The sequence below is a fragment of the Sphingomonas gei genome, assembly GCF_004792685.1.
Classification (GTDB): Bacteria; Pseudomonadota; Alphaproteobacteria; order Sphingomonadales; family Sphingomonadaceae; genus Sphingomonas; species Sphingomonas gei.
This window is the reverse complement of sequence record NZ_SRXT01000001.1, coordinates 618,915-636,390: the sequence shown is the minus strand read 5'-3', so window position 1 is coordinate 636,390 and position 17,476 is coordinate 618,915. Positions and strand designations below refer to the sequence as shown.

The 17,476-nt window shown below is 66.3% G+C and carries 13 protein-coding genes; 7 read left to right on the top strand and 6 right to left on the bottom strand.

All coding sequences use genetic code 11. The features are described from left to right. Nucleotides 1-47: 47 nt before the first annotated feature. Together E5A73_RS02835 and purF are read right to left on the bottom strand one after the other, a co-directional pair. Nucleotides 48-758, bottom strand: a complete 711-nt coding sequence (locus tag E5A73_RS02835) for an SDR family NAD(P)-dependent oxidoreductase (RefSeq protein ID WP_135962259.1) — start codon at nucleotides 756-758, stop codon at nucleotides 48-50. A gap of 21 nt (nucleotides 759-779) precedes the next feature. Further along, entirely contained in the window at nucleotides 780-2,237 is a 1,458-nt protein-coding gene (purF, locus tag E5A73_RS02830) for an amidophosphoribosyltransferase (protein WP_135962258.1), read from the bottom strand. A 129-nt stretch (nucleotides 2,238-2,366) separates the two neighbouring features. Here purF and E5A73_RS02825 point away from each other — a divergent pair, with 129 nt between their 5' ends. From E5A73_RS02825 to E5A73_RS02805, 5 genes are all read left to right on the top strand, one after another. After that, nucleotides 2,367-2,615: a DUF7218 family protein gene (locus E5A73_RS02825; RefSeq protein ID WP_135962257.1), complete on the top strand. Its 249-nt coding sequence runs from the start codon at nucleotides 2,367-2,369 to the stop codon at nucleotides 2,613-2,615. 68 nt (nucleotides 2,616-2,683) lie between these two features. After that, nucleotides 2,684-3,046, top strand: a complete 363-nt coding sequence (gene hisI, locus E5A73_RS02820) for a phosphoribosyl-AMP cyclohydrolase (RefSeq protein WP_135962256.1) — start codon at nucleotides 2,684-2,686, stop codon at nucleotides 3,044-3,046. After that, complete coding sequence (locus E5A73_RS02815) at nucleotides 3,043-3,531, top strand: hypothetical protein (RefSeq protein ID WP_135962255.1); 489 nt, start codon at nucleotides 3,043-3,045, stop codon at nucleotides 3,529-3,531. The genes hisI and E5A73_RS02815 overlap by 4 nt, the downstream gene beginning before the upstream one ends. A gap of 200 nt (nucleotides 3,532-3,731) precedes the next feature. Continuing rightward, the gene (gene metG, locus E5A73_RS02810; RefSeq protein ID WP_135962254.1) at nucleotides 3,732-5,234 is read left to right on the top strand and encodes a methionine--tRNA ligase; all 1,503 of its coding nucleotides are present in this window, start codon (nucleotides 3,732-3,734) and stop codon (nucleotides 5,232-5,234) included. Beyond that, nucleotides 5,231-6,010 carry a TatD family hydrolase gene (locus E5A73_RS02805; protein WP_135962253.1) on the top strand — a complete coding sequence of 260 codons (780 nt, stop codon included), beginning with the start codon at nucleotides 5,231-5,233 and terminating at the stop codon, nucleotides 6,008-6,010. The genes metG and E5A73_RS02805 overlap by 4 nt, the downstream gene beginning before the upstream one ends. A 100-nt stretch (nucleotides 6,011-6,110) precedes the next feature. Here the strand turns inward: E5A73_RS02805 and E5A73_RS02800 are convergent, their stop codons facing one another. Next, a complete protein-coding gene (locus E5A73_RS02800) occupies nucleotides 6,111-6,401 on the bottom strand; it encodes a GIY-YIG nuclease family protein (RefSeq protein ID WP_135962529.1) in 291 nt (96 codons plus the stop codon). 146 nt (nucleotides 6,402-6,547) lie between these two features. Between E5A73_RS02800 and E5A73_RS02795 the strand changes: the two genes are divergently transcribed. Both E5A73_RS02795 and E5A73_RS02790 read left to right on the top strand, forming a co-directional pair. Next, complete coding sequence (locus tag E5A73_RS02795) at nucleotides 6,548-7,315, top strand: MBL fold metallo-hydrolase (protein WP_135962252.1); 768 nt, start codon at nucleotides 6,548-6,550, stop codon at nucleotides 7,313-7,315. Beyond that, nucleotides 7,312-7,992 (top strand): retropepsin-like aspartic protease family protein, encoded by a 681-nt coding sequence (locus E5A73_RS02790; RefSeq protein ID WP_240699980.1) that lies wholly within the window; start codon nucleotides 7,312-7,314, stop codon nucleotides 7,990-7,992. The genes E5A73_RS02795 and E5A73_RS02790 overlap by 4 nt, the downstream gene beginning before the upstream one ends. A gap of 109 nt (nucleotides 7,993-8,101) precedes the next feature. Here the strand turns inward: E5A73_RS02790 and E5A73_RS02785 are convergent, their stop codons facing one another. From E5A73_RS02785 to E5A73_RS02775, 3 genes are all read right to left on the bottom strand, one after another. Next, on the bottom strand, nucleotides 8,102-11,137 hold the full coding sequence (locus tag E5A73_RS02785) for a glycosyl hydrolase family 28-related protein (protein WP_135962251.1): 3,036 nt from the start codon (nucleotides 11,135-11,137) through the stop codon (nucleotides 8,102-8,104). A gap of 72 nt (nucleotides 11,138-11,209) precedes the next feature. Beyond that, nucleotides 11,210-14,188: a TonB-dependent receptor plug domain-containing protein gene (locus tag E5A73_RS02780; RefSeq protein WP_135962250.1), complete on the bottom strand. Its 2,979-nt coding sequence runs from the start codon at nucleotides 14,186-14,188 to the stop codon at nucleotides 11,210-11,212. A gap of 235 nt (nucleotides 14,189-14,423) precedes the next feature. Next, complete coding sequence (locus E5A73_RS02775; protein ID WP_135962249.1) at nucleotides 14,424-17,453, bottom strand: glycosyl hydrolase family 28-related protein; 3,030 nt, start codon at nucleotides 17,451-17,453, stop codon at nucleotides 14,424-14,426. Nucleotides 17,454-17,476 lie beyond the last annotated feature (23 nt).

The window sequence follows — 17,476 nt, the reverse complement described above, 5'->3', positions numbered from 1 at the left end:
TCTGGCTCTGGGCCCCGGCCTTCGCCGGGGTGACGGGCGGGCGTGGTTTAGTCGACGCGCTCGAAATGCCCGGTCTCGAACCCGTCGACCGCCAGCGCCAGGATCCGCTCGGCCACCACTTCGGGCGCCTTGACCGTCTCGGCATTCTCCCCGGGGAACGCCCGCGCCCGCATCTTGGTCCGCGTCGCGCCGGGATCGACTACGCCCACGCGCACGCCGCTGATATGGCGAACCTCCTCGCCATAGCTGAGCAGCAAATTCTCGAACGCTGCCTTCGAAGCGCCATAGGTGCCCCAATAAGCGCGCGGTGTCCGCCCAACGCTCGACGTCAGCCCGATCACCCGCGCCTGCTTCGCCGCCTTGAGCAGGGGATCGAATGCCGCCAGCATCGCCGCCTGGGCGGTGACGTTCAGCGTCAGCAGCTTCGCGAATTCCTTGAAGTCGGTCGCCGGCACCGCGCTCAGCGTTCCCAGCGAGGCCGCGTTGAGCACCATAATGTCCAGTGCCTGCCAGCGCTCGGAGACCGCGGCGGCGAGCCGCGACACGCTTTCATTCTCGGTCAGGTCCATCGGCGCGATCGTCGCCGAGCCGCCCGAGGCGTAGATCGCCTCCTCGACTTCCTCGAGCCCGCCGGCGGTGCGCGCGGTGAGCACGACATGCGCGCCGGCGGCACCGAGCGCGCGGGCAGTGGCGGCGCCAATCCCGCGGCTGGCGCCGGTGACGAGCGCGATACGGTCGGCGAGGGGCTTGTCGGTCATTCGAACTCCGGAAGAATCAGCTCAGCCGACCCGTTCCTCCAGAAGCGCGAACTGGTCAACCGGCGCAAGCTCGTCCTGGTCGGTGAGCGTCGTCGGATATTCGCCGGTGAAGCAGGCGTCGCAATATTTGGGGTGGATATCGGCGCGGCGGGCTTCGCCCAGCGCCTTGTACAGCCCGTCGATGCTGACGAACGCCAGGCTGTCGGCATGGATGAAGTCGGTCATCCCGCCGACATCGAGCTGGGCGGCGAGCAATTTGGCGCGCTCGGGGGTGTCGACGCCGTAGAAGCAGCTGTGCCGCGTCGGCGGGCTGGCGATCCGCATATGCACTTCGGCAGCGCCTGCCTCGTGCATCATCTCGACGATCTTGAGGCTGGTAGTCCCGCGCACGATCGAATCGTCGACCAGCACCACGCGCTTGCCCTTGATCAGCTCGCGATTGGCGTTGTGCTTCAGTTTGACGCCAAGGTGTCGCACCTTGTCGCCGGGCTGGATGAAGGTCCGCCCGACATAATGCGAGCGGATGATCCCCAGTTCGAACGGGATGCCGCTCTGCTGGGCATAGCCGATCGCCGCCGGCACGCCCGAATCGGGCACCGGCACGATCAGATCGGCATCGACCGGCGATTCGATCGCCAGCTGCGCGCCGATCGCCTTTCGCACCGAATAGACGCTGCGGTCCTCGGCGATCGAATCGGGGCGCGAGAAATAGACATACTCAAAGATGCACGGCCGCGGCGACATCGGCGGGAAGGGCTTGTGCGACACGATCTCGTTGCCCTGGACGATCACCAGCTCGCCCGCTTCGACATCGCGGACATATTCGGCGCCGACCACGTCGAGCGCCACGGTCTCGGAGGCGAAGATGATCGAATCGTCGAGCTTGCCCATCACCAGCGGGCGGATGCCCAGCGGATCGCGGCAGGCGATCATCCCCTCGGGAGTCATCACGATCAGCGAATAGGCGCCCTCGACACGCTTGAGCGCGTCGATGAAGCGATCGATCAGCGTGCGATATTGCGACGTCGCGACCAGGTGGATGATCACTTCGGTGTCGCTCGTCGACTGGAAGATCGCGCCGCGCCGGACGAGATCGCGCCGCAACCGCATCGCGTTCGAGATGTTGCCGTTATGCGCCACCGCGAAGCCGCCGCTCGCCAGCTCGGCATAAAGCGGCTGGACGTTGCGGATCGCGGTGTCGCCGGTGGTGGCATAGCGGACATGCCCCGCAGCGGTGGTGCCCGACAGGCTGCGGATGATGTCGTCGCGGTCGAAATTGCCGGCGACATGGCCCATCGCGCGGTGGGTGTGGAACTGGTGACCGTCCCAGCTGGTGATGCCGGCGGCCTCCTGCCCGCGGTGCTGGAGCGCATGGAGTCCCAACGCCACCAGCGCCGCGGCGCCTTCGGAATTGGAAACGCCGAAGATGCCGCACTCTTCGTGCAGCTTGTCGTCATCAAACGGGTGCGTGGTAAGCATCAGCCCTCGAGGGGTTGGGAACTCTCGAGGGCCATATAGGCAGTCCGGTTGGGTTTGTCGCCGGTTTGTCACAGCGAAATGAACCCGAAGGCGGATTCGTTGGTTTTTCAAGGCGAAAGGAGCCTCGCAATGGCCAAGGATCACGGACCCCAGATCAAGAACGACAAGCTTTACGAGGACCTCCGCGCCGATGGCGCGTCGAAGGAAAAGGCCGCGCGAATCGCCAATGCCAAGGCGGCGGGGACGCTCGACCACGAAAGCACCCGGCTCGAGGATCGCTCGAAGGAAGACCTTTACGACGAGGCGAAGGAGATCGGCATCGAAGGCCGCTCGAAGCTGGACAAGGACGAACTGATCGAAGCGATTCGGGAGCATTAATTTCTCACATCGTCACCCCGGCTTTCGCCGGGGTGACGAGGAGGGCGGGGCACGCTAAGCCCTCCCGAGTGACCGACAACCGCGACACCAGCCTCACCCTGAACCCCAAATACGATTCCGCCGGGCTGATCACCGCGGTCGCTACCGACGCGTCCACCGGCGAACTTCTCATGCTCGCGCATATGAACGCCGAAGCGCTCGAAGCGACGCTCGCCACCGGCGAAGCGCATTTCTGGTCGCGCAGCCGCGGCCGGCTGTGGAAGAAAGGCGAGACCTCCGGCCATATCCTGCGCGTGATCGAGGCACGGATCGACTGCGATCAGGACGCGCTGTGGCTCAAGGTCGAGCCCGCCGGCCCCGCCTGCCATACCGGCGCGCGCAGCTGCTTCTTCCGCCGCATCGAAGGCGGCGGGCTGGTCCGCGACGCATGAGGGCGCTCGCGCTGGCGCTGTCGCTCGCCGCCTGCTCGAGCGGGCAGGGTAATGGCAACGCCCAGGCGCCGCAGGACCTCGAGACCGCCGCGATCGAGCGCGGCCTCGTCCGCGACCCGGACGACAGCGACCTCACCGGCCTCTATGCCCGCGACACCGACCGGGTCTGCGTCGTCCGTGCGGGTTCGGCGTTCCGGATCGGCGCCTATGTCGATTATGGCGACCGCATCACCTGCAGCGGCTCGGGAAGCGTCGAGCGCAGCGGCGCCACGCTGCGGATCACCCTCGGCAAGCAGGGCTGCAGCTTCGAGGCGCGCTATGACGGCGACCGGATCAAATTCCCCGGCACGCTTCCCGATGCCTGCAAGCAACTCTGCGCCCGCCGCGCCTCGTTCACCGGGCTCGAAGTGACTCGGCTGAGCGAATCGTCCGCCGAAGCCGCGGCGATGCGCGACGCAAGCGGACGGCGACTGTGCGGGGACTGACGCCAAGCCTTCGACCGGCCCCAGGCTTATCTCGTCACCCCGGCGAAGACGGGGCCCATCTCCTGCACGATCCCCGGAATCGACAGGTGTTGCCAGCGGCCCGTCTGGGAGATGGGCCCTCGCTTTCGCGGGGGTGACGGAGTTGGGGTCCAACCGCTCCAGCAGTTGCCCCCATCGCGCCCCGCTCCTAAAGCCGCGGCATGGCCAATCCGTTCTACATCAGCACTGCAATCCACTATCCCAATGGCCGTCCGCATATCGGCCATGCCTATGAGATGATCGCCGCCGACGCGATCGCGCGCTTCCAGCGCCAGCACGGCCGCGACGTCTTCTTCCAGACCGGCACCGACGAGCACGGCCTCAAGATGGTCCAGACCGCGCGCGACCGCGGCATCGAGCCGCGCCAGCTGGCCGATGAAATGTCGGGTTATTTCCGTGAGATGGCCGACGTCCTCGATATCTCGTACGATCGCTTCATCCGCACCTCCGAGACCGGGCATTATGCCGCCAGCCAGGCGATCTGGCAGGCGATGGCGGATGCCGGCGACTTGTATCTCGATCGCTACGAGGGCTGGTACTCGGTCCGCGACGAGGCGTTCTACGAAGAGAAGGAACTGACCGAGGGGGAAGGGGGCGTCAAGCTCTCGCCGCAGGGCACGCCGGTCGAATGGACCGCCGAGGAGACCTGGTTCTTCAAGCTCGCCAAATACCAGCAGCCCTTGCTCGACTTCTACGCCGCCAACCCCGATTTCATCCGCCCCGAATCGCGCCGCAACGAGATCCTGCGCTTCGTCGAGGGCGGGCTGATCGACTTGTCGGTGAGCCGCACCAGTTTCGATTGGGGCGTGCCCGTTCCCGGCTCGCCCGATCACGTGATGTATGTCTGGGTCGATGCGCTGACCAATTACATCACCGGCGCGGGCTATCCCGACGATGCCGAGCGGTTCGCGACCTATTGGCCCGCCGACATCCACTTGATCGGCAAGGACATCGTCCGCTTCCACGCGGTCTATTGGCCCGCCTTCCTGATGTCCGCCAAGCTCCCGCTGCCGAAACAGGTGTTCGGCCACGGCTTCCTGCTCAACCGGGGCGAGAAAATGTCGAAGTCGGTCGGCAACGTCGTCGATCCGATGGAACTGGCCGAGCTCTACGGCAAGGATGCGCTGCGCTATTTCCTGCTGCGCGACATCAGCTTCGGCAGCGACGGCACGTTCAGCGACGAAGCGATCGTCACTCGCGCCAACGCCGACCTGTCGAACAGCTTCGGCAATCTCGCCCAGCGCGTGCTCGCCTTCATCGCCAAGAATTGCGAGGGCCATGTGCCGGAGGGCCGGGCCGAGGAAGCCGATGCGGCGCTGCTCGCCGAAGTCGACGTCGCCTGCGCCGCATTCCGCACGGCGTTCGACGATCTCGCGCTCAGCCAGGGTATCGAGGCGTGGATGACCGGCGTGTTCGCCTGCAACCAATATATCGACGCGCAGGCCCCCTGGGCGCTCCGCAAGACCGATGCCGAGCGGATGCGCGCGGTGCTGCGGACGCTGATCCGCGCGATCCGCCGGCTCGCCACAACGATCCTGCCGGTGATCCCGACCTCGGCAGGCAAGCTCCTGCTCCAGCTTCCGTCCGAAGACGACGAGGCCTTCCGCATCGCCGCGCCAAGCCCCATCTTCCCGCGACTGGAATTGCAGGCGACCGACGCGTGAGACTGGCCGACAGCCATTGCCACCTGATCTACAAGGGCCTCGGCGAGCAGCAGCCCGAAGTGCTTGCCCGGGCGCGCGAAGCCGGCGTGGTGGCGATGCTCAACATCTCGACCCGCGAGAACGAATGGGATGACGTCATCGCCGTCGCCGAGCGCGAGCCCGACGTCTGGGCCAGCGTCGGCATCCACCCGCACGAAGCCGACCAGCATCCCGACATCGGCACGGCCAGGCTCGTCGAGCGCGCGCAGCACCCCCGCGTCGTCGGCATCGGCGAGAGCGGACTCGATTATTATTACGACCATTCGGACCGCGACCGCCAGCGCGCCAGCTTCCGCGCGCATCTCGCCGCCTCGCGCGAGACCGGCCTGCCGATCATCGTCCACACCCGCGACGCCGAGGACGACACCGCGCAAATCCTCCGAGACGAGATGGGGAGGGGCGCCTTTCCGGGCGTGATCCACTGCTTCACCGCGAGCAGCGCCTTTGCCGACACTGCGCTCGAGCTCGGCTTCTACATTTCGATCTCGGGCATCGTCACGTTCAAGAACGCCCGCGATCTCCAGGAGACCGCCGCGCGCCTGCCGCTCGATCGCCTGCTGATCGAGACCGACGCCCCCTTCCTCGCCCCGGTGCCGCATCGCGGCAGGACCGGCGAGCCGGCGTTCGTCGCGGATACGTGCCGCTTCCTCGCCCAACTCCGCGGCGAAGACCCCGAGCAATTGGCCGAAGCCACCCGCCAAAATTTCCACAAGCTCTTCGCCAAGACCCTGGCGTGAGCTCAACCCCTTACCGTCACCCCGGCGAACGCCGGGGCCCAGAGTCACAAAGGACATTGCGTGCGGTTCTGGATCCCGGCGTTCGCCGGGATGACGAAGATTATGGATCATCGTCCTGCAGCGGATCGAACCCGAAATCCTCCGCCAGATCGCGCCAGGTCGGATTCTTCTTCTCGATCAGTTCCAGCTTCCACTCGCGCCGCCACTCCTTGATCCGCTTCTCGCGAACGATCGCCGGCTCCATCTCGGCATGAACCTCGAACCAGACCAGTCGGTTGACGTCATATTTGGCCGTGAAGCCATCAAAGGTCTTGTTGCGGTGCTGGTGGATCCGCCCGAGCAGCTGCGAGGTCACTCCAGTGTAGAGCGTCCCGTTACGACCGCTTGCCATAATGTAGACCACCGGGATTTTTTCCACGATCCTGCTTTTACCCCAGCCGTCACCCCGGCGAAAGCCGGGGCCCAGAGTCACAAGCTGTACGGTTCTGGGCTCTGGGCCCCGGCTTTCGCCGGGGTGACGGTGACGGGCGCTGTGCCATGCTGAAAATCCGCATCCTCGGCTCGGGCACGTCCTCGGGCGTCCCGCGCATCGGCAACGACTGGGGCGCCTGCGACCCTGAAGAACCCCGCAACCGCCGCACCCGTGCCTCGGTCCTCGTGACCACCGACACCACCAGCATCCTCGTCGACACCAGCCCCGACATGCGCGCGCAGCTCCTCGCCGCGAATGTCGCCGATGTCGACGCCGTGATCTGGACCCACGATCATGCCGATCACACGCACGGCATCGACGATCTCCGCCAGCTGATGCACCTTCGGGGCGAACCCGTGCGCGGCTATGCACGGCCGTTCACGCGCGCGCAGCTCGAGGCGAAGTTCGCCTACGCCCTTTTCGGTCGCGCGGGCTATCGGCCCACCGTCGCGCTGGAAACCCTGCCCGACAGCCTGACCATCGGCGACATCCGCATCACCGTCGCCGATCAGCCGCACGGCGGGATAACCTCCGCCGGGATTCGCTTTGATAGTAACGATAAATCAATAGGTTATGCTACAGACTTCCATGATATGACGAGCGCCATGCGCATGCTGTATACGGGTCTCGACATTTGGGTGGTCGACGCCTTGCGCCGTGCCCCGCACCCGACGCATCCTACCCTGGCGCAAGTACTGGGCTGGGTAGGGGAGTTGCAGCCGCGCCGCGCCGCGCTGGTTCATATGGACCAGTCGATGGATTATATGAGTCTCGCCGCCGAGCTGCCCTCTGGGGTCGAACCGGGCTTTGACGGCCTGGAGATGCCGGCGTGAGCGAGTGGGACAGCATGGACCTGATCTATCTGGTGGGCGTGCTGGTGCTCGTTCTCAGCGCGCTTTCGATCCGCAAATTGTCGATCGGCTTCGTGCTGCGCTCGCTGATCAGCTGGGCGCTGATCATCGTGCTGACTGTGCTCGCGGTCGCGCACCGCCACGAGATCGGTGCGGTGTTCGCGGCGGCGTCGGCCAAGCTGGGCATCGACGACCAGCAGGTCGACGGCGGGACGGTGCGCATCCGCATGGCGCCCGACGGCCATTTCTGGGCGCGGGTCACGATCAACGGCGTCGCGCGGCGGATGCTGGTCGATAGCGGCGCGACGATCACCGCGATCTCGGACCGCACCGCCGCCGAGTCGGACGTCAAACCCGGCAGCGGGCTGCCGGTGATGATCGAAACCGCCAACGGCACCGTAGCGGCACGCCGCGGCCGGATCGACAAACTCGCGATCGGGCCGCTCGAGACCGAGGATCTCGGCGTAGTGGTATCGGAGAGCTTCGGCGACCTCGACGTGCTCGGCATGAACTTCCTGTCGCGGCTGCACAGCTGGCGCGTCGAGAACAACGTGCTGGTGCTTCAGCCCAGGGCCGACGCCGGCAGCCAGGGCAGCGACGTCACCGAACCGGCGAAACCCGCGGAGCGCCGCCGTCCGCGCGGGGAGCGCGAAAGCTGAGATAATCCCGCTCTCAATTTAACATAATGTATATTATCGTTCTGATATAAAGCCCGACCGTCGGGCTGAGGACCGCTGCCCCTCTCGCGGTCCTTCTTCGCGAACCGCACTATTTCAAGCGTACCCCATACAGCGCGTGGTGCGTCAGCACGAACAAGGTCCGGCGATCGCCGCCGCCCAGGACGAGCTGCAGCGGCCGCTCGGGCATGTCGATCCGGCCGATCTGCTTGCCCTCGGGCGAATAGACGAAGATCTGCCCGTTCGCGACGTAGACGCGGCCTTGCGCGTCCGCGACGACGCCTTCGCCGCCACGCTCGGCAAACGGCACCAAGTCGGTGATCGCACCATTCGCGCCGACCAGCCCGCTATAGGTCCGGTTCTCCGAGCCGTTGGTCAGGAACACCCGCGTGCCCGGCTTGCCCTGGATCAGGCCATAGCTGTCGAGCGTGTGCGAGAAGCGCAGCCCGCGATGATCGGGCGGGCCCTGCTGAAACACGCGGAACGCCGGCAGTACCACGCTGCCGTCGGGCGACACATATTGCTGGGCCTTGGGCGCCGCCAGGTCGCTCGCGAACATCTCGGCGAGCGTCCTGAACTGATAGGTCTCGGGATCGATCTGATCGCGAAACTCGCCATTGACCCACCAATTGACCGGCAGCACCAGCGCGGCACCAGGTCGCGCACTCGCCGGCGTCGCCGGGATCACCGTGAATTCCTGATCGGGCGCGTTGGGCGCGAAACTGTAGACCGTGCCGTTGCGGCCATAGGACGACAGCACCAGCAGATTGCCCGACCGGTCGACGGTCAGATTGACCGGATCCAACGGTGCATCGCGGACCAGCTCCAGCTTGCCGCCGTCCGACCAGCGCCAGATCCGCCGGAAGAAGCGATCGATGAAATAGAGCTTGCCGCCCGCGTCCACTGCCCCGCCGCCGATCGAGTGGAACCCGTCAGCGAGCTTCTCGACAGTGGCGCCCCGGAAGCTGGCCGCCTCCACTGGACTGGGCTTGGCCGGAACATCGAGCACAGCGAATTCGCGCTCGCGCACGTCGATCGCGTGGGTGACGTCGCGAATGGCGTTCTCATACGGGAACTTCGTCAGCCGCAGGAACGTCGCGCAGCCATTCTCGTCGCACGTACCGATTCCGCTCTCGCCGTTCACATGCACGTTGCGGAAGCGGATATCGTGCGAATTGTACAGGGCGACCGCCGCGGGCGCTGCCTTGCGCGTCCGGGTGACCCGGTAGCCGTGGAAATTGGCGACCAGGATGTTGCGCGAATCGCGGATCTCGAGCGCGACGGTGTCGAGCCCCTCCCCGGCTTCCTCCTCGGTCTGCGGCGCCAGCAATTCCCAATTGGCGACGCGGTTGAGCGCGATCTCGCTGCGGACATGATGCTCGACCGAGGCCTGGATGATCCGCCCCGGCGTCTCGGTATCGGAGATCAGGATGCCCGGGTGGGCGAAGGTGCTGGGGCTCCAGATATTGGCGAAGGTGCCGCCGCCGCCCGCGGTTACCCACAGGCTGGCATATTGCCCGTCCCACCGCCGCGCCGCCTCTGGATCGGCGGTGGCGTTGTTGTTGTACGGAGTGACGCGGCTGCCGTCGAAGCGATTGGTGCCGTGGCCGCCCTGAAACTTGACGTCGTTCACCAGCGAAGCGGCGCCCGCCATCCACAGCAACGCCGTTGCGCGCGGATTGGCGCCCTGCGTATCGAGCCCGAGCCCGGCGACGATCGCGTCGCCCCCGCGCGCGCTTTCGATCAGCGCCTTGGGGGTGCCGATCCCCTGATAGCCGGGCGTCCCGTCGGGCAGCACGATCTGGGTAAGGCTCGGGTGCAGTCCGAGCAGCACCGTGTCGGGGCGCAGCCGCAGCGTGTCGCTGACCCGGTAGAAGCCGGTGGGCAGATAGACCACGCGGTGCGTGTCGATTGCCTTCTGCAGCGCGGCGGTATCGTCGGTCTTGTCGTCGCCCTTTGCGCCCGCGGCGCGCACGCTGACCCATTCGGAAACCGCCGGCAGCGCGCGGATGACGGGCGCCGGAACTGGCGGCAGCGCCGCGATCCGGCTTGCCTGCATGTCGGTCTTGAATTCGCCCATCCGGCCGAGCCCGGGCAAGGTCAGCCCGTAGGTAAAGCTCGCGACCTGATAGGCGTGCCCCGCCCGCGCCACCGTCTTCCCGCTGTCGCGGAAGCGGGCGAACACCGGGGTGTTGGCGGCGACCACATTCTGGAAGCCGATCTGGGTGTAGACGTTGTTCTCGTTCGAGATGATCACGCCGGCCTTCGAGACATTCTCGAAGCGCACGTCCTGTCCCCACAGCCAGTCGCCATAGCCACGGTCGATCTCGATCCCCACCGGCACGTTGCGGAAGGCGACGTTGATCAGCGTCAGCCCGGCCTCATGCTCGCGGATGGCCGCGTCGCGCTGGCCCTCGAAGGTCGAGTCGACCAAGGCGAAGGGCCAGGCGGGCGACGTCTTCTCGGCGAGGATGCCATAGCGCCCGCCGCGGAAATGCAGATCCTCGGCCTGGTTGGCGACATGATAGAGCCCCGCCAGCCCCGATCCGATGTCGAAATCCACATGGCTGACGAAGCTGTGCTGCGCGGCATGGAAGCGGATCGCGGTCGCCGCGGGATTGCCGTCGAGGATGCGGAAGTCCACATTGCCCAGCGCGGTATAGAAGGTCCCCGAATTGGCGTCGGGCACATCCTTGTTGAGCGGCACGCCGGGCGGCGGAAAGGCGACGGGGCCGCGCTGCCCCGAATCCGCTCCCGGCCGCGCCCCGGCGAAGACCAGCATATGCGCGACGCCGCGCTGAAAGCCGGGCGTGTTCGCGCCGAGCACGATCACCGGGCGCTTGGCGCCGATCCCGAAGATGCGCACCGCCGGCCATAGATAGATCGTCCGGCTGATCCGGTATGTGCCCTCGGGCAGGAACACGATCCCGCCGCCCTTCCCCGCCGCCTTGTCGATCGCGCGCTGGATCGCCGCGCTGTCGTCGGCCCGGCCATCGCCTGCTCCCGCGACGGTCACCGCGCCGGGCTCGTCGGGGGCACTGGTATAGACCGATTGGGAGGCGGCGGCCTCGACCGTGCCGAACAGCGCCAGCAAGGCCGCGCAGATCCCGATCAGTCGCTGGTGCATGATGCGCGCGCCCTATAAAAAAGGGTCCCGGCCGTTAGGCCGGGACGAGTTCCCACGGGAGGTGGGTTTCGGTCAGAAGTTGAAACGGACGCCGACACGATAGGTGCGTCCGAGCGTGTCGTAGAGCGCCGGATTGACGTCGAGACCGGTATTGGTCTGCGGCGACGGCGCCGGATCATGGTCGAACAGATTGTCGACCTTGAAATAGGCCTTGATCGCCGAGCTCAGATTGTACGAGCCGCCGACGTCGACATAGAAGGCGCCTTCCATCTTGTTGCGGTCGATCGTCGGATGGTTGCCGGTCGATGCCGGGCAGCCCGAGCTGCACACGACATATTGGTTGCCGTACACGCCGTCGGAGAACCAGCGCTCTTGAACGACCAGCCCGAAATGCTCGTTCTCGTAGCTCTGGATCGCCAGCCACTTCCAGTCGGGAGTGTTGCCGGTATTGGCGCCGGCCTGGTCGACCGGGTCGACTCCGGCGATGCCCGCCTTGACGATGAACTCGCGGATGTTGGTGCCCAGCGCGCGCAGCGTAAAGCTACCCGGCAGCCCCAGCGGCTGGGTCCAGCGATAGCTCGCCTCGATGTCGAACCCGCTGGTCTTCCACGAAGCGAGGTTGAACGGCTGGACGTTGATGAAATTGCCGCCCTGGACCGGGCTGTTGAGCACGAAGCCGCCGCAGAACGCCTGATTGCCTTCGAAGCAGAACCGCACGATCTGGTCGGCAGACAGCGTCGAGACCACGCTGTCGAGCTTGATGACGTAATAGTCGAACGACAGGCTGAGCCCGGGCAGCCAGGACGGATTGGCGAGCGCGACGCCGACTTCGGTGTTGCGCGCGATCTCGGGCTTGAGGTTCGGGTTGCCGACCGTGTTCTGGAACGCCTGCACCGCGCCGGCGGGCGGGAACGGGTTGGCGAAGTTCGGCAGCGTGGTCACCGTCGGCGCGGCGAACAGCTCCGACAGATTGGGCGCACGCACGTCGCGCGAGGTCACTGCGCGCAGCCGGAAGCCGTCGAGCGGGGTTTCCCAGGTCCCGCCGATCTTCCACGCCCAGACGGTGCCCGACGTGCTGTAATGCGTCATGCGCGCGGCGCCGTTGAGGTTGGCCTTCCCCGCCCCGCCGCCGTTGAACAGCGGCAGGTTGAATTCGGCCGAGCCTTCATAGACGTCATAGGCGCCGCTGCCGTTCTTGTAATTGCCCGCCGCCCAGTTGCTGCCCAACGGTGCGTTGAGCAGCGGATCCGCCGGATAGGCATCGCTGTTCGGACTCAGCGGAGTGACGCCCGCGCCATAGGGATCGCCGTGCACGCTGTAGAATTCGTGGCGATATTCGCCGCCGAACGCCAGCGACAGCGGGCCGGCCCACAGGTCGAACAGATTGCCCGAGAAATTGACGCTGGCGACATCCTGGGTGAGCTTGGTGCGCTGTAGCGGCCCGTTTTCGGGCATCACATAAGCCAGCGCCGCGGAGGACGGCACGGCGCCGCCGAACACGTTGATCGGCTGGCATCCCGCCGCCCGCGCGCCGGCATCGGCGCAGACGATCGCGCCGTTCAGCGTGATTGCGTTGGTGGCCGCGACATAGCGGTTCTGCAGGACGATGTTGTTGACGTCGATATGGGAAATGGTGGTGCCATGCTCGTAATAGGCGTCATAGTTCCAGTCGCCTCCGCCAATGCCGAACTGGCCCTTTACGCCACCGACGAAGCGATACTGGCGGCGATCGGTATAGACTCGGGTGTCGGGAAACGCGCCATTGCTCGTCCCGAAGTTGAAGTTGGTGATCCCCGCGGTGGCGCAGCGATCGCGCACCAGCTGCGGCAGGAACGGATTGGCGCATTGCACGGTGAGATTGGGCCGGTTGTACCCCGGACTCGGCTGGTTGTTGGTCTTCACCTGCGCGACGTTGACGGTCAGGTAGATTTCGTTGTTCGGGGCGAAATCGTAGCCGATCCGGCCGAAGCCGTTGACTCGCTGGAGCTCTGAAACCAGCGACGCGCCCGAGCCCGGCGCACCCGACAGGTCGCCGCCGACGCAGAAGCTGTTGCCGGGGTAGCAATTCGACACGCGGCCATTGCCGAGCGGCGCCCCGCCCGACCCGTAGTTGAAATTGTACGGCGTGCCGTTCACGTCGAACGCGATGCCCTGCAGCGGGCCGTTGTTGATCAGCCCGTAGCGCGCATATTGATAAGGCTGGGCATAGTCGCTGTAGACGAACTGCGGCGCGCCGTTGTTGGTCTGCCCGGTGTTGAGCAGGGTCGAGGCGCGATACCAGTCGCGCTTGCCGGCGAGATCGGTGCCGAAATCGCCCGGGCCGACGCCGCCGTCATGGGCATATTCGCCGCTGACGATCAGATGGAGCTTGTCGTCGGCGAATGCAGTGCCCCAGGCGGCCTGCGCGAGGATCTGCTCGTTGTCGCCATACGTGGTGACGCCACCCTGCACATTGCCCTTGAAGCCGGTGAAGCGCGTATCGGTGATGAAGTTGACCACCCCGCCGACCGCGTCCGAGCCATAGGTCGCCGAGGCGCCGCCATTGACCACGTCGACGCGCTTGACCAGCAATTGCGGGAACATGCTGATGTCGGGCACGCCCGTGACGTTCGCGCCGACGACGCGCTGGCCGTCCAGCAAGGTGAGCGTCCGGATCGCGCCGAGCCCGCGCAGCGAGAAGGAGCTCAGCCCCTGCTGGCCGCTCGAAGTGCTGAATGTCCCCGTCGAGGTTCCCGTCGAACCCTGGAGCGACGGCAATTGCGCGATCGTGTTGAACAGGTTGGGCTGGGCGTTGGCGGCGATCTGCTCCGCGCCGATCACCGTCGTAGGCGTGGGCGCGTTGAACCCGCTCGCAATGATGCGCGAGCCGGTGATGACGATGTCGTCGGCATCGCGCTCGGCGGCGGCTTCGGGCACGGTCTGGGCCGGCGGCGGGGCGACTTCCTCCTGCGGCGCGGTCTGCGCGTGCGCGGTCCCAGCCAGCGCCATCGCGGCGAGCGCAATCATGCTGACGCCGCAGCGCTGCCGATCGAGTGCGAAAATCCCCTTCATAAGTCCCCTCCAACCTTCTTGTTTTGTGTCCGGACGGTATCTCCCGCCCCGCCGCACCGCACGTACGACATAGGTCGTAGCGACAGGGCCAAGGCAAACTCCCCTCCCTGCAAGGGAGGGGTGGGTGCGAGCCCAACGAGCTGTGTCGATCAAAAAGAAAAGGCCGGGCATCGAGCCCGACCTTTTCTTACCACCCCTAACCCCTCCCTAAGCGGGAGGGGGATTTTGAAACGCCCTAAGGCCGCGCCGCGTAGAGCGCGTGGTGAGTCAGGATGAACAAGGTGCGTCGGTCGGGCCCGCCGAACAGGATCTGCAGCGGCCGCTCGGGAACGTCGATCCGCCCGGCTTCCTTCCCGTCGACGGCGTAGACGAACACCTGGCCGTTCGCGACGAAGACACGGCCCTGGTCGTCGACCGCGACGCTCTCGCCGCCGCGATTGGCGAAGGGCTTGAGGTCGGTCAGCGTGCCCCCAGCGCCCACCGCGCCGCTATAAGTGACGTTCTCCGACCCGTTGGTGACGAACAGCCGCTCGCCCTGCCGCCCGCTCACCAGCCCATTGGCGTTGAGCCCGTTCGACCAGCGCCAGCCGACATGGTCGATCGGCCCCTGCTGCCAGACGCGGAACGCCGGCAGCGCCAGGCTGCCGTCGGGCGAGACATATTCCTGCGGCTTGGCCGTACCGGCCTCGCGCGCGAACATCTCGGCGAGCGTGGCGAACTGATGGCTCTGCGGATCGAGCTGGTCGCGAAACTCGCCATTGTGCCACCAATTGACCGGCAGCAGCGTCCTGCCCTTCGCGCGGGAGCGCACCGGCGTCGGCGCGATCACCTTCAGCTGGTCCGCGGGCGCGTCCGGATCGAGCGAATAGACTCCGCCCTTCGGCCCGAGCGACGACAGCACCAGCAGATTCCCCGATGCATCGACCGCCAGATTGACCGGATCGAGCGCATGATCGCGCACCACCTCGAGCCCCTTGGCTTCGGTGAACCGATGGATCCGCTGGAATCTTCGGTCGATGAAATAGAGCGCGCCCTTCGCGTCCACCGCCGCGCCCGATATCGACCAGAACCCCTCCGCGACCTTGTCGACTGGCACCGCATTCGGCACCCGCGCCGCGATGGCCCGCTCGGCCGGCCCGATATCGAGCTTCGCAAACTCGCGCTCGCGGACGAGAAGCCCGCGCGTCACATCCTCGATCGCATTGTCGAACGGATATTTGCTCGCGCGCAGGAAGGTCCCGCAGCCTTCGTCGTCGCAGCTCGCATAGCCGCTCTCGGCGTTCACATGGACATTGCGGAAGCGGATGTCGCTCGAGTTGAACAGCCGCACGGCGCTGCGCTGCGGGGCATAGCTGCGCGTCACCCGATAGCCGTGATAATTGGCGAACAACAGGTTGCGCGAATTGCGGATCTCGAGCCCGACGGCGTTGGGCCCGTCGGCGACTTCCTGCTCGGTCTGCGGCGCGAGGAACTCCCAGTTCTGGACATTGTCGAGCACGAACTCGTTGCGCGCATGATGCTCGACCGACATCTCGTAGACATGGCCCGGCGTGCTGGTGTTGGTCACCGTGAACCCCGCCGAAGCGAAGGTATTGGGGCTCCATACATCGGCGAAGGTGCCGCCGCCGCCGTCGGTCACCCAGATGCTCGGATATTGCGCGTCCATCCGCCCGTCGGATACCGGATCGCCGCTCCGCGCCGACAGCGTGCCGAGCGGCTTGCCATCAGCGGTGGGCGTCCCGCCGCCGCCCATGATCTTGACGTCCTCGACCAAGCTGTGCTCGCCCGAGCGCCACAGCAGGGCCGACGCCCGCGGGTTCACCCGCCCGGTGAACAGCCCGAGCCCCGACAGGATGTTGTCGCCGCCGCGCGGGGTCTCGAGGATCGGCAGCACGCTGCCCAATCCCGCATGCCGCGGATTATCGTCGGGGATGTAGAGCTGAGTCATCGCCGGATGCAGCCCGATCAGCACCGTGTCGGCGCGCAGCTTGAGCCGGTCGGTGACTTTGTAGAAGCCCGCCGGGAAATAGAGCACGCGCCGCGTGTCGATCGCGCGCTGGATCGCGGCGGTATCGTCCGCAGCGCCGTCGCCGACCACGCCGAGGCCGCGCACATCGACCCATTCGGCCATTTTGGGCAGCGCCCGGATCGCAGGCGCGCGCCGCTTCGGCATCGCGCGCAGCGGCCGGATATCCGCCTCGGTCGCATAATTGCCCATCTGCCCCAGCTCGGGCACGCTCAGCCCGTAGGAGAAGGACGCGACTTTGTACGCCTTGCCCTTGCCGTCGATCGTCCGCCCGCTGTCGCGAAACCGCGCGAACACCGGGCTGTCGACCGCGAGCGCATTCTCGAACCCGATCTGGGTGAACACGTTGTTCTCGTTCGAGATCACCACTGCCGCGCGGCTGACCTTCTCGAACCGCACATCCTTGCCCCACAGCGAGTCGCTATAGCCGCGGTCGATCTCGATCCCCACCGGGGTGTTGCGGATCGCGACATTGACCAGAGTCAAATCGACTTCATGCTCGCGGATCGCCGCATCGCTCTGCCCGTCGAAGGTCGAATCGATCAGGGTGAACTGCCACGCCGGCGACGTCTTCTCGGTGACGATGCCGTAGCGCCCTCCCCTGAAATGGACGTTCTCGATGACGTTGCCCGCCTGGTACACCCCGGCAAAGGCGGTCCCCAGGCGAAACTCCATGTCGCTCAGAAAGGCATGCTGCGCCATGCGGAAGCGCACCCCGGCTGCGGCCGGATTTCCCTCGCCGATCTCGATGTCGACATTGCGCATCGACGAATAGAAGGTGCCCGAATGGGCATCGCGCACCACCTTGTCGCGCGGCACGATCGTCGGCACCGGCACCGGCACCGGACCCGTCTGATATTGCGCCTCGCCGCCGAACACGATCATCGTCGAGACGCCCTGCTGGAACCCGGGCGTGCTCGCCCCGAGCAGGATCACCGGGCGGGTGGCCCCGACGCCATAGACCCGCACGCCTGCCGGCACGATCAAGCTGCGGGTGATGCGATATCTGCCCGAAGGCAGGAACACCATGCCGTGCCCGGTCTTGCCGCGCGCCTGGTCGAACGCCTGCTGGATCGCGGCGGTGTCGTCGGCTTTGCCGTCGCCAGCGGCCTTGACGGTGACCGCGCCGGGTTCGGCAGGTGCGGTCGGGAACACCGATGCGCCTTGTGCCTGGGCCGTGGCCGGAAGGGTCAGCGCGGTTGCCGCGAGCAACCCGGCCCATACGCAGCGCATCTCCATCCTATTCTCCTTCGCGTGACCAG